This window comes from Paenibacillus sp. GM2FR (assembly GCF_002803325.1).
In the GTDB taxonomy this organism is placed as follows: Bacteria; Bacillota; Bacilli; order Paenibacillales; family Paenibacillaceae; genus Paenibacillus_AQ; species Paenibacillus_AQ lautus.
Map to the genome: position 1 here is coordinate 1,492,045 of NZ_MKZM01000008.1, position 19,070 is coordinate 1,511,114.

Annotated in this window: 15 protein-coding genes; 14 read left to right on the forward strand and 1 reads right to left on the reverse strand. The window is 48.3% G+C overall.

Annotation, left to right across the window (positions count from 1 at the left end):
* Positions 1–21: 21 nt before the first annotated feature.
* On the reverse strand, positions 22–1,428 hold the full coding sequence (locus PAEVO_RS06905) for an amino acid permease (protein ID WP_100536889.1): 1,407 nt from the start codon (positions 1,426–1,428) through the stop codon (positions 22–24).
* A gap of 144 nt (positions 1,429–1,572) precedes the next feature.
* Here PAEVO_RS06905 and PAEVO_RS06910 point away from each other — a divergent pair, with 144 nt between their 5' ends.
* From PAEVO_RS06910 to PAEVO_RS06975, 14 genes are all read left to right on the forward strand, one after another.
* Positions 1,573–3,147 carry a spore germination protein gene (locus tag PAEVO_RS06910; RefSeq protein WP_100536890.1) on the forward strand — a complete coding sequence of 525 codons (1,575 nt, stop codon included), beginning with the start codon at positions 1,573–1,575 and terminating at the stop codon, positions 3,145–3,147.
* A gap of 23 nt (positions 3,148–3,170) precedes the next feature.
* Positions 3,171–4,379: a Ger(x)C family spore germination protein gene (locus tag PAEVO_RS06915; RefSeq protein ID WP_100536891.1), complete on the forward strand. Its 1,209-nt coding sequence runs from the start codon at positions 3,171–3,173 to the stop codon at positions 4,377–4,379.
* Between the two features lie 63 nt (positions 4,380–4,442).
* Positions 4,443–5,537, forward strand: a complete 1,095-nt coding sequence (locus PAEVO_RS06920) for a GerAB/ArcD/ProY family transporter (RefSeq protein WP_100536892.1) — start codon at positions 4,443–4,445, stop codon at positions 5,535–5,537.
* Positions 5,538–5,670: 133 nt separating this feature from the next.
* Positions 5,671–6,306: a spore coat protein gene (locus PAEVO_RS06925; protein ID WP_100536893.1), complete on the forward strand. Its 636-nt coding sequence runs from the start codon at positions 5,671–5,673 to the stop codon at positions 6,304–6,306.
* 160 nt (positions 6,307–6,466) lie between these two features.
* Positions 6,467–8,086 carry a helix-turn-helix domain-containing protein gene (locus PAEVO_RS06930; protein WP_100536894.1) on the forward strand — a complete coding sequence of 540 codons (1,620 nt, stop codon included), beginning with the start codon at positions 6,467–6,469 and terminating at the stop codon, positions 8,084–8,086.
* A gap of 66 nt (positions 8,087–8,152) precedes the next feature.
* Entirely contained in the window at positions 8,153–9,112 is a 960-nt protein-coding gene (locus tag PAEVO_RS06935; RefSeq protein ID WP_100536895.1) for an ABC transporter substrate-binding protein, read from the forward strand.
* 403 nt (positions 9,113–9,515) lie between these two features.
* Positions 9,516–11,015, forward strand: coding sequence for a malate:quinone oxidoreductase (locus tag PAEVO_RS06940; protein ID WP_100536896.1), 1,500 nt, complete (start codon positions 9,516–9,518; stop codon positions 11,013–11,015).
* A 179-nt stretch (positions 11,016–11,194) separates the two neighbouring features.
* Complete coding sequence (locus PAEVO_RS06945) at positions 11,195–12,796, forward strand: helix-turn-helix domain-containing protein (protein WP_100536897.1); 1,602 nt, start codon at positions 11,195–11,197, stop codon at positions 12,794–12,796.
* Positions 12,797–12,900: 104 nt separating this feature from the next.
* Positions 12,901–13,914, forward strand: a complete 1,014-nt coding sequence (locus PAEVO_RS06950; RefSeq protein WP_100536898.1) for an ABC transporter substrate-binding protein — start codon at positions 12,901–12,903, stop codon at positions 13,912–13,914.
* The gene (locus tag PAEVO_RS06955) at positions 13,911–14,906 is read left to right on the forward strand and encodes a FecCD family ABC transporter permease (protein WP_100536899.1); all 996 of its coding nucleotides are present in this window, start codon (positions 13,911–13,913) and stop codon (positions 14,904–14,906) included. The genes PAEVO_RS06950 and PAEVO_RS06955 overlap by 4 nt, the downstream gene beginning before the upstream one ends.
* Complete coding sequence (locus PAEVO_RS06960; RefSeq protein ID WP_100536900.1) at positions 14,903–15,946, forward strand: FecCD family ABC transporter permease; 1,044 nt, start codon at positions 14,903–14,905, stop codon at positions 15,944–15,946. The genes PAEVO_RS06955 and PAEVO_RS06960 overlap by 4 nt, the downstream gene beginning before the upstream one ends.
* Before the next feature lie 18 nt (positions 15,947–15,964).
* On the forward strand, positions 15,965–16,765 hold the full coding sequence (locus PAEVO_RS06965; RefSeq protein WP_100536901.1) for an ABC transporter ATP-binding protein: 801 nt from the start codon (positions 15,965–15,967) through the stop codon (positions 16,763–16,765).
* Positions 16,766–16,889: 124 nt separating this feature from the next.
* Positions 16,890–17,696: a (2Fe-2S)-binding protein gene (locus PAEVO_RS06970; protein ID WP_165789624.1), complete on the forward strand. Its 807-nt coding sequence runs from the start codon at positions 16,890–16,892 to the stop codon at positions 17,694–17,696.
* Between the two features lie 189 nt (positions 17,697–17,885).
* Positions 17,886–18,902 carry a glycoside hydrolase family 130 protein gene (locus PAEVO_RS06975; RefSeq protein ID WP_100536903.1) on the forward strand — a complete coding sequence of 339 codons (1,017 nt, stop codon included), beginning with the start codon at positions 17,886–17,888 and terminating at the stop codon, positions 18,900–18,902.
* The last annotated feature ends 168 nt before the right edge of the window (positions 18,903–19,070 follow it).

Consider the following 19,070-nt stretch of genomic DNA (forward strand, 5'->3'; position numbering starts at 1 on the left):
CAATAAAGAAAGGGTATTTTCCTAAGAAGATATCCTTTCTTTATTCATTGCTGATGGTGTTGTCTGCATCTTATTCCATATCTTAACCATGATCAGCGTCACGATAGCCACTAGCGCAGCCAAGATTAAACTGACGAAAAAACCGGGCCGAATGCTCTTCTCCATGATGGTTCCGGTTACGGCACCCAGCAGGAGAATGATGCCGATTCCACCCAGAATTATATCCCACATTCTGACTTTTAGAATTTTGTAAGCCGAAATGATAATGAACGACCAATTATACATCTGCAGGATGCCGGCCGCGGTTGTTATATATTCGTATATTTTTCCGGGCAATAGGAGTGCCGTGACGATTGAAGCGGACAGTCCGACCGCAGCAAGCACCAGAGAAGGGAGTGGCAGCTTCCGGAACTTTTCCAGTTTCTTCGTAAAGATAATCGGTGCATCGCCGTCCTTGGCCATCGTCACAAGCAAATTCACCACGGCAAACAAGGAGGCGCTCATCGTCGAGAATCCGGCCATAATGATCGCTCCATTGAATACATGGGGAAAGAAAGTCAGCGGATAGCTGGATAGAGCTGTTACGAATGGGCTTTCTTTCTCGCTCAAGAGTTTGTAGGAAACCATGAAGACAGCAAGCCCGATGGATATCATGTAAATCACGGTCAGTCCAATGAGCATGACTTTTCCCGACTTGGGAGCATCCTTCTTGTTTTTGAGCTGCATGGACATCAAACCGATAGTTTCGACACCCCCATAGGCATAGAAAGCATATAAGAGCGAGGACCAGAATGCGGGAAATCCGCCGGGGAACACTTGTCCAATCGAGTCGGGAAAACCCGGTCTGCCATCGCTCCCCCCGCGAATCCAGCCCATAAGCGCAGCAGTAGAAAGAAGGATGAACATGAGAATCGCCGCGGTTTTGATGACGGCCAATACATTTTCCACCTTATCGAAGCCTTTTGTACCAAGCAGAACGACGGCAATCGATAATACGGCATAGATGGCTGCAAATATCCATAGCGGAATATCAGGGAACCAGAACTTGGTCAGGATGGACAGAGCCGTCAGCTGACTGCCCATGATTAGAATTTTCGTGCTCCAGTAATTCCATGCGCTTCCGAAACGTGCCCACCGCCCAAACGCTTTTCCCGCATAATAACAAAAGGATCCCTCTTGAGGATCCGCCGTCGTCATTTTAGCCAAAAAATGAAAGACGATATAGGTTCCTATGGCAGCGATAAGGAATGATAAAACCATGGAAGGTCCCGTCAGTTTAATACCTATGCCGGAACCTAGGAAATACCCCGTACCAATCGTACAACCGATGCCAAGCAGTGAAAGCTGCCACCACTTTAAGCTGCCTTTATTGCTCTTTTGATCCGACGATGTGGAATCGTTCGGTTCTGCACACCCAGGTGAATCCATAGCACATGCCTCCTCTATGGTTAAAATGTTCATGTGTCGTACGGAGTATGTATCTGGGTGATGCATTGAGCAGATTAACCATTATTGGAATAATTAAATTGTAAGTCCCCATAATAGCTATAGGATCAATGGGGAGTGACTGACATGTTAAGTCGATTACTGATAAAAGCGCTGAAACGAAGCAGCCCAAAGAACAGAACAAAAAAAACGACCGCTTCACCACAACTGATAACCCCGTCTCTTCAAGACAACATGCAAATCATGAGTCAGAGAATGGGGAATAGTTCTGATTTTATGGTCAGAAAGGTACCGGGCCGCGACGGTATACCGGATATTGCGCTGTGTTATATAGAGGGACTCGTTGATCTGGATCAGCTTAACAGCATCATGGATGCATGGTTGACCGCTACAGTGGATGTCACTGAAACCACGGGTATGGATTCGTTACTGAAAAAAGTTTTGCCAGCAGGACAAGTCAGTCAGTTACAAACCGTTAATGCGTTAATTCCTGCCGTGTTAGAAGGTAAAGCCGTTATTTTAATCGATGGTTTGGAAGTTGCTTATTCAGCTTCAATCGCGGGTCTGGAGAAGCGATCGATTGTTGAGCCGAGTTCCCAGACGGTGATCCGAGGTCCTAAGGATGGGTTTACTGAAGATATTTCGACCAATCTATCCCTCATCCGAAGAAGGCTTCGAACGCCGGATTTACGGGTTCAAACCATGGTGATCGGTAAATATACCAATACCAAAGTGATGACAGCTTATATTGATGGTATTGCGGATCCGAATGTGGTATCGGAGATTATGTCACGGCTACATTCCATTGAAACGGACAGCGTTCTGGAAAGCGGATATATCGAAGAATTTATTCAGGACGCTTCAGTGACACCTTTTCCAACGATGATTAACACAGAACGACCTGATGCAGTGGCTGGAAGCTTGCTGGAAGGTCAAGTTGCTATTTTGATTGATGGCTCACCTTTTGTACTTATAGCCCCTGTTACTTTTTTTAAGTTCCTCCATTCCAGTGAAGACTACTATCAACGATATGATTTGAGCACATTTTTGCGGGCCATTCGCTTTGTTTCATTTGTGGTATCCTTGCTGCTTCCCTCCCTGTATATTGCCTTCTCGACGTTTAATCAGGAAATGATTCCGACTCCACTTCTGATTAGTTTGGCAGCACAAAGGGAAGGCACTCCGCTTCCGGCGCTGATTGAAGCCTTCATGATGGAATTAACGTTTGAGATCATTCGCGAAGCGGGGGTTCGGATGCCAAGGGTCATCGGACCGGCCATATCGATTGTGGGGGCGCTCGTATTGGGACAGGCTGCCGTTCAGGCGGGACTTGTGTCCGGTGCGATGGTGATCGTAGTTTCCTTTACAGCTATTGCGAATTTCGCGATCCCAGCCTTTAGCATGGCTGCAGCTATTCGCTTAATTCGTTTTGCCTTGATGCTGCTGGCAGGGACGCTTGGATTGTTCGGTATATTGGCAGGCATCGTGCCTATTTATGTTCATTTGGTGTCCCTGACTTCGTTCGGCGTTCCGTATCTATCGCCTTTTACACCGCTCCGCTTCTCTGAAATGAAGGATCTGATTGTCCGTCTGCCATGGCCATTGCTTAAGACCAGACCTAAGGAGATCAGTCAACGAAACCTTGTTAGACAGAACGAGCAACAACGTTTTAAGGATACAACAGAGGATCAGAGTAAGTGACTTCAAGTAACAAGAGGTGAAATATGCGCACTTTCGCTCATTTAACACTTTTACTGGTCATGACATTTTCAATGACTGGCTGCTGGAATCAAACTGAGTTAAACGAGATCGGTCTCATCTCAGCGATCGGTATAGACCGGTCAGGGGATCAGTGGATCGTTTCTTATCAGTTAATTAACCCGTCTGCGATTTCATCCGGTGCTGGTGGTGCTGGCAAAGCTGGCGGTTCGAACTCTCCGATCCATGTATTTTCCTCAACAGGTCCAACGCTTCGGGAAGCGATTGATGTCAGTTATACGGAATCAGCCAGGCGTCTATATTTTCCGCATACGGATATCCTTGTGCTTGGTCAGCAGACAGCGGAAAGGGGGATCAGCGAAATCATTGATTTCTATTGGAGAAACACCTATATGCGTGAGACGGTCAACGTGCTGGTAACGAATGGGCAGGCTAGCGAGCTGTTAAAGCAACTTGTACCGACAGAACGCTTACCAGGCGCAGCCATCGCCAATATTTTGGAGAAAACGGATGAATTTAACGGGAATTACCCATCCACTAAAATGTATCAGCTAGCTTTTAGTTTGGATTCGGAGTCGCAAGCAGCTGGTGTTCCCCAGATTGAATTAGTGGGTGGGCCGGAGGCTAAAGTGGAGTCCGTTGATCAACTACATAAAACCTCAACCCGCGGGAAGCTCAGAATTACGGGATTATCCGTATTTGAAAAAGACCGGAGGATCGGAACGTTAACACGGAATGAAAGCTTCGGAATATCCTGGTTAACCGATAAAGTGAGCATTAGTACGTTATCCATTCCTTGTCCAGAATCCAATACAGAAAGAGAACAAATATCATTTCAATCGGCGTCTGCAAAAACCAAAGTGACACCTCACAGAACGGCTAACGGTTATCAGATGCGGGTTTCCGTTAAAGTCAAAGGTACAATATCGGAGTCTCATTGTCGCAGCAACTTATCCAGCTTACCTACACTGCATGCGGCACAGAAGGAAATCGAGAAAGTCATCAGGGATTACATGGAACAGGGATGGGAAGCCGCCAAAAGACTTAAAGTCGATTTGCCGCATTTTGCCGACCAGATCCATCGCAGATATCCGAAGGATTGGCAGAAGCTGAAGGACCGTTGGGAAGAAGAGGAGATGCAATCCATCCAACTAGTGCTAGAGGTAGATGCAACGATCAGCCAAACCGGCATGTCACTGTCGTCTTTTCGATAGACGGGAGCTCTTAGTAAGCCTTAGCACTTTTGATGGTAAGGGCACAGAAAGGGACAGCTGCTTATGAAACAGTCCATTCGAGTTACCGAATTAGTGTGTTATCTGGCTCTTTTTGAGGTTGGAAGCACAACCTTGTTTTTCTTGGGAGCTGAAGCCAAGAGGGATGCTTGGTTAGCTATGGCCCTAGCCGCCTGCGTTGGACTGCTCCTGCTCAGTATGTATCTGATGATCCATCGGACAGATCCCGATCTCGATTTGTATGATTTGTGTAAACGATATTTCGGTAAATTCATCGGTTATGTAGCAAGCTTTGCCTTTGCCGCTTATTTTACTTATGAAGCCTCCCGTAATCTAAGGGATTTAGGCGAACTTACGGTGTTGACGTTGTTAAACCGAACGCCGCTTGCATTTATCATGCTGGTCGCCATTATCGTTATAGCAAGTACGGTGATGTATGGTCCGCGTGTTGTCTTTTTGGTCAACGCTGGCCTGCTGCCCATCGTTGTTTTGAGTTATATCATTATATATTCTCTGCTGATTTCGACAGGACTTATTAAAACGGAGATGATGCTGCCGGTTTTAGAGCATGGTTTCAAACCAGTACTCTCTGCGGCCATACCGGAGCTGGTGTCATTTCCGTTCGGACAAACGCTCCTGTTCCTTGTGTTTTTTCCTTTGGTTAAAAAGAAGGGTAAGCTGCGGAAAGGCGTGATGATCACATATATCATTACGGCGATATGTTTAGTGATGATCAATCAAGTCAATATTTTGGTCTTAGGGCCGACACTGGCAGCCAGTAGTACGCTTCCGCTGCTGCAAGTGGTGCAGCTCATCGAAATTGCAGATGTCTTTGAGCGCATCGACGTTTTATTTGTTCTTGTCCTATTTCTAGGGTTGGGTGCGAAAATGACGGCATTTTATATGGGAGCTGTAGTCGGACTCACGAAACTTACGGGAATACCCTATAAGATATGTACCGTTTTATTAGGTGTTTGCTTATATATGCTTTCATTTCTGTCCCCTAATTACCCACATCATTTGTGGCTTGGGATCAAGGTCGTCGTTACTTATGTAACACCCATCTTTCAAGTAGCGCTACCGTTGATGCTGCTCTTTACGATATGGATCCGACAAAAGATGGCAAAACATCATCAATGAAAATACCCTGAATACTTTTGGCTTGTTTAATTAACAATAAACCTGAACTGCAAAAAGAAGCCGTCTGCAGCTACCACCCCGTTAAATCATTACTTGATTGAAATCTAGACAAATCATATTAGGAGGTACGAGAATGCAATTCGAACAACAAAATCACCAAAACATGGAAACCGGTATGATTCCACCGCAATTGAACCATGGCGGCCATGAAATGTTTGATGTCCACGAAGTATTGGCAGGGGCCATCAACACCATGAACACGTATACCATGCTGAGCGGGCATGTACAGGATCCGGAGCTACGGGATATCTTGCAGCGCCAGAAACAATTTATGGCAGATGAATATAACATCACGTTAGAGTGTTTTAAATCCGGACAAGATCCATCAAAGCCTACGCAGAGCTATAAAATGAAGCAGGGTAATGACTTTATTTACGGTATGAAACCAGGCCAACCGAAAAAACCGATGCAATCCACGGCCGAGATCAACGATGAAACGATTGCACTCAGCATGTTAAACGCAGTGAAATCGGGTGCTACGATGAAAACCAATGCTGCCATGGAATCTACGAATCCGGTAGTGCGCCGCGTGCTTGCCGATTCCTTGCCTAACTGCATTGAAATGGCTTATGAGATTTCGCTATATCAAAATAAGCATGGCTACTACCAAGTGCCGCAGCTGCCTCAGCAAGATATGCAGTATATGCAAAATAGTTACGCCACCGCACCGATGCAGTCGCAAATGCCTGGCAAAATGGCCCCTCACTAATAACCAAAGCGCCACGTCCTTAGGGACATGGTGCTTTTTAATTTTTCTCAAAGGTAGAGCCATACATAACCTCGGCGATTGGATTGATATTGAGAATGATTATCATTCTAATTATAATAGGATAAAACAATAGCTACAGTCTGAAGGGGTGGCCGTCAGCATGGAAGAAACACATTATTCGCTGTTGGGAGTACGCTATATGAAGCTTGGTCATACCGAAGAGGCTGCCGGCGGATTCATGAAGACGCATACCATGTTAATGGTAAGTAAAGGTTCCGGTGATTTGTATTTGAATGGCTTGAGGCACCGAGTGAAAGCGAGATCGATCTGTTATTGTCCACCGGGAACGATGGCGGACATTCGCCGGACGCCAATCTCCTCGGTTCCGCTCGAGGTCTATGAATTGCAATACGACGTATGGGAGTTCGAGGAGCGGACAACAAGCCGTATCGTCTACGGCAAGCGAATCTCCGCACTGATGGACGTCGGTAAGCTTCCGGTTGCCGCTACTCTGGAAGCTCTTGCTCTGGTCCAAGAACTATACCAATACAAGCAAGTTCCCGGCGTCAGCGGAAGAGTTGCTGCAAACCTTCGCATAGACGCGATATTCAAACAACTGTTGAGTACGGTACTGCAGTCAACGGAGGATGAGGAGCGGGAAGAGGATTGGCTGGAGCGGATGAGACTTGCGGTGGATTATATGGAGAAGCATTTTGCCGAGTCGATTACGCGTAAGCACATGGCGAAGCGGGTAGGACTCACTCCGGCACATTTCTCCGTATCGTTCAAAAGAGCAACGGGATCTGGTTTTGCTGAGTATCTGACGCGGATCCGCCTTGAGAAAGCCAGAGAGGAATTGCTCAGCGGCGACGATCGCAACCTTGACCGCATCGCGCGGGAAGTCGGTTATCAAGATGGCTTGTATTTAAGCCGGAAGTTCAAGCAGCATTTCGGTCACTCTCCGCGCGATTATATCCAGCGTCCGAAACGCATTGTGGCCCTGCAATACCTGGGCCATTTGCTGGTGCTTGGACTTACGCCCGCGGCAGCTTCGACCAATCTGCTGCGGGCTCGCCCCTATAGCGGAAAACTGGGGAATGTTGCGGATATAGGAGACGCACGGTCGCTCCAGGCGATCTCATCATTGCAACCCGATCTGATCGTCACGTCCGAACCGAACAACGAGCCCTTATCCCAGCTTGCTCCAACCATTTCACTTCCTTGGGGGCGGGAAGACACCTTCGACGAACTGCTTCGATTAGGCAGAGCACTCAATCGCGAACTTGAAGCGAAGAACTGGATTGATGGCTTTCGAGCGAAGGAGGAACAAGCTGCCGTTCAAGTAGCCGAAAGGATCGGTTCACGTGCTACGGCAGCCGTATTCGAGTTTTGGGCTGATCGGCTATGGGCAGTTAATATCTCGTATGGCAGAGGCCTGCGCATTTTATACCAGACGTTCTCGTTTCGGCCACCGGAGCCGCTTGCAGAACACGTGTTAGGTGACGGAATCGGCTTGGAGCTAACGCCGGACATGCTGGCAGCGTATGCCGCAGATTATATGTTCGTAACCATCTGGGAGGCTGGTGGCGGTGCAGCTTATGCAGAACGTGTCATGAACGGCAAAGAATGGAGGAGTCTGCCTGCCGTTCGGAACGGGAACGTGTTTTTTCTCGATCTGGAGTTGTTTAAATATAATGATCCGCTTGCTTTGGAGCAGCAATTGTCCATTCTCACGAAACTTCTAACAAATGTCCATAGAACCGCATACGGAACGCAATAGACGCATTCCATCTTTGTCGGTATGATAATAATGATAATCATTATCAATAAGATGGAGGGTTCAAAGATGTGGTTGCTTAGAGGATTGATGTTGTCTCTGATCGGAAGTATGGTCATTGTGCTGGGAGCCTGCGGAGACACGCAGCAGCAAAGCGAAATTGTCGAAAACAATGGCGCCCCGCAAACAGGGGCAACACGTAAATATGAAACGGTCATGGGGGAGATCGAGATTCCGAAGGATCCGAAGCGCATTGTCGCGACGCAATATCTCGGCCATCTGCTGACCTTGGGAGTTAAACCAATCGGCGCCGGAACGGCCAGCCTGAATCAATATTTTTTGCAAGACCTGACCGGTGGCATCGAGGATATCGGCGACGATCAGGCAGCGCTTGAGAAAATCGTTTCTCTTGACCCGGATCTCATCATTAGACCGTCGGATAAAAACTATGAGCAATTCGCCAAAATCGCTCCTACGATCGTTATTCCCTGGGGAGCAAAGGATCTGTATGCGGAGCTGCGGGATTTCGGAGAATTCCTCGGGAAATCGGAGGAAGCGGAGGAAGCGATTCGTCATTATGAGGAGAAGCTTGCAGAGGCCAAAGCGAAGCTGAACGGAGTCGTGAAGGAAGGAGAAACGGTTGGCGTCTATGAGATTTGGGCGAAAAACTTCTGGGTTGTGGGAGAGAGCTTTGGGCGCGGTACCCGCAACCTCTATTCGGGCCTTGGTTATCAGCCGCCAGAAGCCGTGAAGGAGCAGATCGTAAATGGAGGAGCCGGTCTGGACATTTCCCTGGAATCGCTGCCGGAGATGGCCGCAGATTATATGTTCGTAACGGTCTACGATGCGGACGGAGGCGGGGATCGTGCCCAGGAAATTTTGGGGAGCGCCATCTGGAAGTCACTTCCGGCTTACAAAAACAATCGTATCTACACATTGGATATCAATCAATTTTCGGCAGGCGATCTCATCTCGCTTGAGAAGCAATTGGAGATCCAGACGAATCTGCTCCTGGGCAGCGGGAAGTAGCTAGCTGATAAAGTGTCGGAGGACAAGAACAGCATCAGAAGAAGTCGCGAATCTTGCGGCTTTTTTTGTGATGAAGTGGTTAGCACATGTCTAATCCCGGTGAAGAACAACACGGATAACGGTAAAAATGGACTTCATCCCCCGTATGAAACGAAGTTAATGCTATGTTTATTGGGCGTTTAGGTTTTGTGGAGGATCTTCTCACTTTGTTAACAAGTTTAAATGGTTTATAATGATTAGATAATAGTAGATATTTTAATCTATCAATATTTATAATAGACTATAATATGGTGATAATTGACACAGAAAAGGTGTGTTTTCAGGGGACGCCTTGCTTTTTAATGACAATTTTAGCAGGGACGCCTACCCTTTTTTCAAATATATGGGATAAGGAAGGTTTATAATGAGCAACATGGAGAAAAAAACAGATGTAATCTTAATTGGTGCCGGAGTTATGAGCGCGACATTGGGAGCCCTACTGAAAGAGTTAGTGCCTGAATGGGAGATCAAAGTGTTTGAGAAACTCGCAAGCGCGGGGGAAGAAAGCTCCAACGAATGGAATAATGCGGGGACCGGCCATTCCGCACTGTGCGAGCTTAACTATACATCCGAAAAACCAGACGGATCTATAGACATTAGCAAAGCGATCAATATTAACGAACAGTTTCAGGTTTCAAGACAGTTCTGGTCTTATCTGGTAAGCAGCAATCTGATTCGCAATCCGCAGGACTTTATCATGCCTATTCCTCATATGAGTTTAGTGCAAGGCGAAAAAGACGTGGCTTTTTTGAAAAAACGTTTTGAAGCGCTGTCAAACAATCCGCTCTTTCAAGGGATGGAATATTCCGAGGATCCGGATCAGCTGAAGGAATGGATTCCGCTTATTATGGAAGGGCGTACATCAAATGAGCCGTTAGCGGCAACCAAAATTGACTCCGGGACGGACATTAACTTTGGCGCTTTAACGCGCATGCTGTTTGAGCACTTGAGAAGCAAAGATGTTGAGATCAACTACAGACATAGCGTCAAGGATATTAAACGTACACAAGATGGTTCGTGGAAAGTCAAAGTGCATGATATCGAGCACGGTAAAACCGAATATCATACGGCAAAGTTCATCTTTATCGGCGGCGGGGGCGGAAGTCTGCATTTGTTGCAAAAAACCGGTATACCCGAGTCAAAGCATATTGGAGGATTCCCTGTAAGCGGACTATTCATGGTATGTAAGAACCCGGAAGTAGTAGCGCAGCATCATGCCAAAGTATACGGAAAAGCCAAGGTTGGCGCTCCTCCAATGTCCGTTCCGCACTTGGACACAAGATATATTGACAATCAAAAAGCATTGCTCTTTGGTCCGTTTGCCGGCTTCTCGCCTAAGTTCTTAAAAACGGGGTCGAATTTTGATTTGATAAGCTCCGTCAAACCGAATAATCTTTTCACCATGCTGGCTGCCGGGGTAAAAGAGATGGCATTGACCAGATACTTGATCCAGCAAGTGGTGTTATCGAATGAAAAGCGCATGGAAGAATTACGCGAGTTTATTCCGAACGCCAAAAGCGAGGATTGGGAAATCGTTGTAGCGGGCCAACGCGTACAAGTGATTAAGGATACTCCTAACGGTAAAGGAACGCTTCAATTTGGGACGGAAGTGGTCAGTGCCGCGGACGGATCGGTCGCCGCCTTGCTCGGTGCCTCTCCTGGCGCTTCGACGGCCGTTCACGTTATGCTAGAGGTATTAGAGAAATGTTTCCCGCAACAGATGAAAGAGTGGGAGCCGAAAATAAAAGAAATGATTCCTTCTTACGGCATGTCACTTGCGAAGAATCCGGCTCTTTTTGAAGAAATTCAAGATTCAACTTCGGAAACGTTAGGTTTAAGCTTGAAAACACTGGTTCATAGTTAATCTCTTTTATGATGGAAAACCAACCCGGTATAGCGGTTGGTTTTTTTTCGTTCCGTGGGTTTGCAGTGAATTCAGCGATGCTTCACTTCAAAAAGGATAAAAACTTTGCATTGATAAGTCATACCTTCACCCATAGAATATAATGAGAATGTTTCTCAATAACAAAGGGGGAAGTTGATATGTTCGAGGAGTTAACGGAAATGCATGGTTATCTGTACAAGCTTGTCCATGCACGGTCTCCGGAAGATACGCCCGGTATGAAAGTTGATAACAACAATCACCTTATGCTTCTTGTGTTCTCTGATAAGCAGAAGATAACAATTGAGCGGAAGCCTTATCATGTCGGCCCTCATAAGGTCATCTTGCTGCCGGCAGGTCTTTGGATTGAGGATGAGTCCGAATCGATGGGCAGTTTGGCATTGGAGTTTGTCATGCTGGAAGAAACGCAAGCTAATCATTATGCGCCTGTAAGCTTAAGCCAAGTTATCGAGGTTGAGCTGGGGCCTTTCCCGTCGTTGTACCAATCCGTGCTGGATATCAGAACCAAGTGGAGTGGGGAACGTGTGGATCAGCTGAAGGCCCAGCATATGTTTCTAGAGCTGCTAATAATGATCATGGAGAATGCAGCCGAAAAACCTCATACCGAACATGAACGACTGGTCAAGCAAACCGTTGAATACATTCATCATCACTATCATCGTAATATCAGCCGAGAGCATTTGGCAGAGCGTGCAGGTCTTAGCAGCGATTATTTCACCAGAATCTTCAAGCGGCAGCTTGGAAAATCGCCGATGTCTTACTTATCGGCGGTCAGGCTGAACCACGCAAAGCAAGAGCTATTATTAACGAAGGACTCGTTTCGGACGATCGCCCAGCGCATCGGTTATGCGGACGAATTTTATTTTAGCCGCAAATTCCGAATGATGACGGGCATGTCGCCGTCCATGTATGTGAAGCAAATGAAAAAGGCGGATAAAATCGTATCCCTCCACCACCATCTGACCGGCCATTTGCTTGCGCTTGGAATTGAGCCTTACGCTGCCATCGTCAATTCCTATTATCCGATCGCGTTACATAATACGATTGAAATTGGTCATTTCCGACCTGATCTGGACAAGCTGGCCTCGGTGAACCCCGATGTCATTTTTACATGCGATATCTATGACGAGGAAACCTCTGCCAAGGCAAAAATGTTTGAGCATATCACGCAAACGATAAGCATTCCTTTCTATGACGATTGGCGTACCCAGTTTTGTAAAATAGCCACGGCAACCGGGAAGGACAAGGAGGCGGGGCTATGGCTTGAAAGGTATCAGGCAAAATCCCTGAGTGTTCGCACCAGCATCAAGCCGTATGTCGAAGGAAAAACAGCCCTGATCATCGGTCTCGGCAACGGTATACTCTGTCTGTTCGGTCAGCGCAACGTAGGTGCGGTGGTTTATGACGATTTGGGGCTTAAGCCGCCCTCGGGCTTGGGCTCCATTCCTCTGTACCGCGAGATAGCTTATGAGGATATTTTCGATTACGATCCCGATATCATTTTTTTGACCAGCTTTCGAAATGATGGCTCGCAGCAAACCAAAACGGCCATCCGGCAGACCTTAAATCAATGGTATCGGGACCCGAGATGGAAGTCGAAAAGGGCGGTGCGGAATCAGGAGGTATACTCACTGTTGGAGAGCCAGCATTTATATACAATGTATACTGCCTATTCGCATGATCTGCTGCTGGACCGTCTGCATGACTTGCTTGTGTCGGATTTGTCCAAAGAGTGGACGTAATTACCTATGTTCATGCCCTAGGCTTTTTTTATAATTAATAATGAGAATCAATATCAATGGTATTGACTTATTAATTCATAGAGATGACGGGGGAGAAGAAACAGATGCAAGTTTGGAAAAAACCGTGGCTGTTTGCCATGTTGCTGGTGATTGTACTCGTTATATCGGGGTGTGGACAAAATCAGGGAAGTGTATCGAAGGAACCTGCTTCGCAACAAAGCGGATCGCCAACAATAGGCAGCCAGAGCGAAGCGATAACCCCGGCCAACGAATCGGAAGTGCGTACCATAAAACATGAGATGGGCGAGACCAAAATTCAAGGTAACCCGACTCGCATCATCACCTTATATCAAGGAGCGAACGATGCAGCGGTCGCATATGGGATTAAGCCTGTCGGCATTGTCGAATCCTGGCTACAAAAACCGGTGTATGAATATTTGCGAGATGAGTTAGGCGACGTTCCCCAGCTCGGCACGGAGGTTCAGCCAAATCTTGAAGAAATCTACAAGTTGAAGCCAGACGTTATCTTCGCAACGAAAACGAGACATGAAGGCATCTATGATCAGCTCAGCCAGATTGCACCCACGGTCATGATCGGTGAAGTATACGACTGGAAAGCCTCGGTCAATTTGATGGGTGAGGTTCTGAACCGGGAAGATAAGTCCAAAAAACTTATGGCAGAATGGGACTCCAGAGTTGACGACTTTAAACAGAAAATGGGGGATCGCCTCCCCATCGAAGCGACCATCACTAATTTCAGGGCGGATCATGCGAGAATCTTCTACATGGGTTATGCCGGAGGCATTCTGAAAGAACTCGGATTCGCTCGTCCTGAGGGACACGATGCGGAGGTATGGGGCGTTCAGTTGACTTCCAAGGAGAGCATACCCGATATGAATGCTGACGTTATTTTCAATTTCAACTCGGGTGACGATATGGCAGCGGTAGAGAAGTATTACAAAGATTGGACAAGCCATCCCCTCTGGGCAAACCTGGATGCCGTCAAGAACAACCAAGTCTATATGGTTGATGAAGTCTCCTGGAATATGGCCGGAGGCATTCTGTCGGCGCACCGAATGCTCGATAGTCTGTACGATTTGTTTGAGTTGGACAAATGAACAAGCGCAATGCCCTGTTATTGCTCAGCGCATTCATTCTGATGGCCGGCGCGTTCATTGCGAGCCTGCTGCTGGGGCGGACGAATTATTCTTGGGTTACGCTCGTATCTTCGTTTACCCATTATAATCCGGAACAGGTCGACCATCTCATTATTCGGACTGAGCGTCTGTCCCGGTCAGTCATTGCTTTGTCGGTAGGGGCTGCGGTCTCCTTGGCAGGGGCCATGATGCAGGCATTAACCCGGAATCCGCTTGCCTCCCCGGACGTTTTCGGCATTAACTCAGGCGCGATCCTGCTGGTCGTGCTGGCAACGCTCCTCAATCCAAGCAGCCCGATGCTGCATTTGGCCTTCTACGCGGTAGGAGGTGCGACAGTGTCCGCATTCATCGTGTACGGGCTGGGCTCGTTGGGACGCGACGGGCTCACTCCTATTAAGCTAGTTCTAGCCGGTTCAGCGATAACCGCCTTATTCTCGTCCGGTACGCAGGCTCTTCTTGTCATGAATGAAAACGGGCTGCAGGATGTGTTGTTTTGGCTGGCAGGTTCCGTGAGCGGCCGCTCGATTGATCAGGTCCTGCCACTGTTCCCGTTTATGGCGGCAGCGGGCGTGGCAGCCCTGTTCATGGGCCGGGCGGTCAACCTCCTTACGACCGGGGAGGACGTTGCGAGAGGACTCGGACAAAACACCGTGCAGGTGAAACTGATACTCGGCGTCCTGATCGTCGTTCTTGCCGGCGGTTCGGTAGCCATCGTCGGCGCGGTGGGTTTTATCGGCCTGTTCGTTCCGCATTTGGCCCGCTCTTTGACAGGACGGGATTACCGTTGGGCTTTGCCCTTCTCTGCCGTATTGGGGGGGCTGCTGTTAATCATCGCGGATATAGCGGCACGGCTGTTGATTATGCCTAATGAAATTCCGATCGGCGTAATGACGGCGGCTATCGGAATTCCGTTTTTCATTCATGTCGCTCGTAAGGGAGGGGCGTGGAAGTGAAACGATATACCCATATTCGAAGTCGAACGGGAAGCATGGACCTACAATTCGAGACGATAAGTTTGATCTGGATACTACTGGGTTTATTGGCCTTTGTCATGGCCATTGCCATGGGAACAGGGTGGGGAGATACCTACATATCGCCGAATGCCGTCCTTTCAACCTTATTCGGCACGGGATCGGGAGAGCACGATTTTATCCTGCTAACGCTTCGGCTGCCGCGGGTATTGACCGCATTGTTCGTCGGAGCGGCCCTTGGCGTAGCCGGTGCCATTCTGCAGGGGATTATTCGCAATCCGCTGGCATCGCCGGATATTATAGGCATTACCGGCGGGGCTTCGGTAGCCGCGGTGAGTTTCATTACGTTTGCCGGCGGTGTCGTAAGTATCAAGCTCCTGCCGGTAGCCTCCATTGCGGGAGCGCTTCTGATCTCCTTGCTAGTGTATGGCCTGTCATGGAAAAAGGGAGTTACGCCGATTCGTCTGGTGCTGATCGGAATCGGCTTATCTGCTGCCGCTAAAGCGGCAACGACGCTAATGATTGTCATGAGCCCCGCCATATCGGCCGGCAAAGCTTATCTTTGGCTTACCGGTAGCGTTTATGGGGCTTCCTGGCAAAACGTATATACGATTGTTCCGGTTGTTGTGCTTGGTACTTTGCTTGCCCTGGCATTCAGCCGAAGCCTGAATGCCCAGGAGCTTGGCGATGATATTGCCAGCAGTCTGGGCGTCAAGGTACAGCGGCATCGATTCCTGCTCATCCTCATCAGCGTAGTTCTGGCGGGGACTGCCGTATCCGTCGCGGGCGCGATCGGTTTTATCGGTTTGATCGCGCCGCATATCGCGCGGCGATTGGTTGGCCGATTGTATGGGGGAATGATGCTGGTGTCCGGTCTGATCGGCGGGCTTCTCGTCTTCATGGCCGATCTGATCGCCCGCACTCTGTTCTATCCGCTGGATATTCCGGCAGGTATCTTCACGGCCGGTATAGGAGCTCCGTTCTTCATCTATTTACTGTTCAGGAACCGCAATCAGATATAGCTAAGGAGGGAAGCCGTTTTGACAACGCTGCAAGTAAAAGAGCTGACCGTAGGGTATGGGCCCAAGACGGTTATCAAGGGTATGAACCTGACGATTCCTGAAGGAAAAATAACCGTATTCATTGGTGGAAACGGGTGCGGAAAATCGACTTTACTGCGCACGCTTGCCCGATTGCAGAAGCCTGATACCGGCGCGGTTTTGCTGGATGGCAGGCAAATTGCCCAGATGTCGACCAAAGAGGTGGCCAAGAGCTTGTCCATATTGCCTCAGGGTCCATCGGCGCCGGAAGGCCTTACTGTCCGTCAATTGGTTCGCCAGGGAAGATACCCGCATCAGAGCTGGTTGAAGCAGTGGTCACCGGTTGATGAAGAGATGGTGAACGTTGCATTACAGTCTACCCGCGTGGAAGCTTTTGCCGATCAGACCGTGGACTCCCTCTCCGGTGGCCAGAGGCAGCGGGTATGGATTGCCATGACCCTGGCTCAAGGAACCGGTATGCTGCTGCTCGACGAACCGACGACATATCTGGACCTGTCCCATCAGGTAGAGATATTGGATATGCTGTATGAACTGAATGAGCGGGATCAGCGCACCATCGTCATGGTGCTGCATGACCTGAATTTAGCTTGCCGTTATGCACACTTCATGGTGGCTGTAAGCGAGGGGAATATCTATGCGTTCGGAGCACCTGAGGAAATCGTGACGCCGGAAACTGTTAAAGACGTCTTCCAATTGGATTGCGAGGTCATACCGGATCCCTTGTTCGGCACGCCGCTGTGTATCCCTAGGGGAAAGGGTAGAATTATCGGGCAGTTTTAAGCGTCCCTGTTTGGATCGTTGTTTGTAGGAAGGTCTTTCATACTTGCTGCATCGGTACGGGTATCCGTTGAAGGTTGAATACGAACAGAGTGAGGTGAGGACAAACGATATGGAACCAAAGTGCTTGGACGAGTTACAAAAGAAGTTCGGCATTCGGACGGATGCCGTGACGGGCAGTTATTCAATTGAGCTTCGGTTACTGCTGCAAGACGAGGAAGCGAAACGGTTTCTCGATGAATACAATGTCGTTATTCGTGGGGAGGATCGAGCAGTCGCAGCTGTTTTTTGCGCGGGTTGGCTGAGCAAAATCGCCTTGGCTCTGCAATATGCCATTTCCGTTTGGCAAATCGCACCCGATTTTTCAATACCGTATATGACTCTGCATTGGACGACCAACAACCATAAAACGAGCTATTTCATAGAGATGAGTCATTGGCAGGCTGTATTAGCTCCTGAGAACGAAGTGGATCGACGGGATTGGTTAGAGAGCGTCATGGAGAGATTCTACTTCGCTACAGCAAGACCGCTATTGGAAAGCTTGTCGGCGGCAAGCGGACTCCACACCCAACAGCTCTGGGGGCAATGGCCAACCCGATTCTATCGGGAACATCAGACATGGCTGGAGGAGCAGCACAACAACGAAGCGATAAAGAACCGTCTTCATGAGGATTATCGATTTTTACGTGAAGAGCTGGACCCCGAGGCAGCTTTTGCTCGGAAGAAAAATCCCTTCGCAGTGAAAATTCGTCCGCTTCCGCCGTTGATTGACCCCGACTACCGGCCACCGATGAAAACGGCCTGCTGTCTTTATTACCGCACGGAAGGAAGCGATTACTGTTATACATGCCCGCGTTTGAATGAACAGCAGCGTGAAGTGAAAAGAAAGGAATACATAGCGATGTTACAGGAAAATACGCATTCGTGCTCTTAATGCGAAAAATATGAGTCCAGCGGTTCAATATTGAACCGCTTTTTTATGTTATTTAACAGCCAGGACATCACTGATAACAATAATTCGGATAATATTGAAAGTTTGCAGGATATTATGAAAGGGCCAAGCCTCTTATAATGAAGTGAAGAAATTGATAACACTTACATAACGATCATAGGAGGCTTATCCATGAAAATTACCCGGCATCCGGAAAATCCGATCGTAGTGCCTGGACTCTACGACTGGAGAAAGGTGACGGTATTCAATCCGGCCGTCATTATCGATAACGGAAAATTTTATATGATTGAACGGACGGCGGGATCCCTGACTCCCTGCAAAAACTACTTGGGTCTCCTGGAGAGCACGGACGGCGTGCATTTCACCCATGTGCTGGACGAGCCCGTCGTAACACCGGACCAGCTGGGATTTCCTTACGGCAGCATCCAGGACCCGCGAATCGTCAAAATCGACGATACCTTTTATTTGAACTATGCATTGCGTCCGTGCGCCATGAACTATTACCCGACGGGAGCCGGCATCCCTGAACGCTCGATTCCCGAATATCCGGACGGCTGGGGCGAAGAGGAAGGCCATTGGCTGACGCGCTCCGGGATATTGACCTCCAAGGATCTCATTCACTGGGAATACCTTTGTGATACGACGCCGCTAGATATTAATGATCGCGACAATATTCTGTTCCCGGAGAAAATCAACGGCAAGTATGTGCTGCTTCGCAGACCGGAAGAATATGTAGGGGAGGAGTACGGTACCGAAAAAGCAGCGATGTGGATCAGCTACTCCGATGATTTGGTGCATTGGGATGAGCCCAAGCTGCTGGCAAAAGCCGAAAACAACGACTGGGAGTACAAAAAAATCGGTGGCTCGACGCCTCCGATACGAACGGACAAGGGCTGGCTGGTCCTTTACCACGGCGTAGACCAAGATACGGTGTATCGCGTTGGGGCCTTGCTGCTGGATCTGGAAAATCCGGAAAAAATCATCGCCAGAACCCGCCGGTTCATTATGGAGCCGGAGACGTATTATGAGAAGTTCGGCTATCAGATTCCGAACGTCGTTTTTCCGACAGGCAATGTAGTCAAGGACGGGCTTCTCTATATTTATTATGGTGTGACGGATACGGCGATCGCGCTCGCAACGGTTCCTTTGGATGAGTTGGTAGATTATATTTTGAACGAACCGCAATAACGCAGGGTGAGGGCGTGGCAGAGTTAAAATTGGTTTCTCCGCCACGCTTTCTATAGAACCTAACATGTAAGCGATACCATTAATTTGGAAATTTGTAAAGTTAATGTCATCAATATTGACGTATATCAACAAAATTGTGCATGATATAAATCCTATCTATTCAAAATG

Bases quoted from the DNA above. Each gene is read 5' to 3' on its own strand.
- PAEVO_RS06945 (WP_100536897.1), top strand. From the start codon at position 11,195: ATGTTCGAGGAGTTAACGGAAATGCATGGTTATCTGTACAAGCTTGTC.
- PAEVO_RS06905 (WP_100536889.1), bottom strand. From the start codon at position 1,428: ATGGATTCACCTGGGTGTGCAGAACCGAACGATTCCACATCGTCGGAT.
- PAEVO_RS06910 (WP_100536890.1), top strand. From the start codon at position 1,573: ATGTTAAGTCGATTACTGATAAAAGCGCTGAAACGAAGCAGCCCAAAG.
- PAEVO_RS06955 (WP_100536899.1), top strand. From the start codon at position 13,911: ATGAACAAGCGCAATGCCCTGTTATTGCTCAGCGCATTCATTCTGATG.
- PAEVO_RS06920 (WP_100536892.1), top strand. From the start codon at position 4,443: ATGAAACAGTCCATTCGAGTTACCGAATTAGTGTGTTATCTGGCTCTT.
- PAEVO_RS06950 (WP_100536898.1), top strand. From the start codon at position 12,901: ATGCAAGTTTGGAAAAAACCGTGGCTGTTTGCCATGTTGCTGGTGATT.
- PAEVO_RS06975 (WP_100536903.1), top strand. From the start codon at position 17,886: ATGAAAATTACCCGGCATCCGGAAAATCCGATCGTAGTGCCTGGACTC.
- PAEVO_RS06915 (WP_100536891.1), top strand. From the start codon at position 3,171: ATGCGCACTTTCGCTCATTTAACACTTTTACTGGTCATGACATTTTCA.
- PAEVO_RS06930 (WP_100536894.1), top strand. From the start codon at position 6,467: ATGGAAGAAACACATTATTCGCTGTTGGGAGTACGCTATATGAAGCTT.
- PAEVO_RS06925 (WP_100536893.1), top strand. From the start codon at position 5,671: ATGCAATTCGAACAACAAAATCACCAAAACATGGAAACCGGTATGATT.
- PAEVO_RS06940 (WP_100536896.1), top strand. From the start codon at position 9,516: ATGAGCAACATGGAGAAAAAAACAGATGTAATCTTAATTGGTGCCGGA.
- PAEVO_RS06935 (WP_100536895.1), top strand. From the start codon at position 8,153: ATGTGGTTGCTTAGAGGATTGATGTTGTCTCTGATCGGAAGTATGGTC.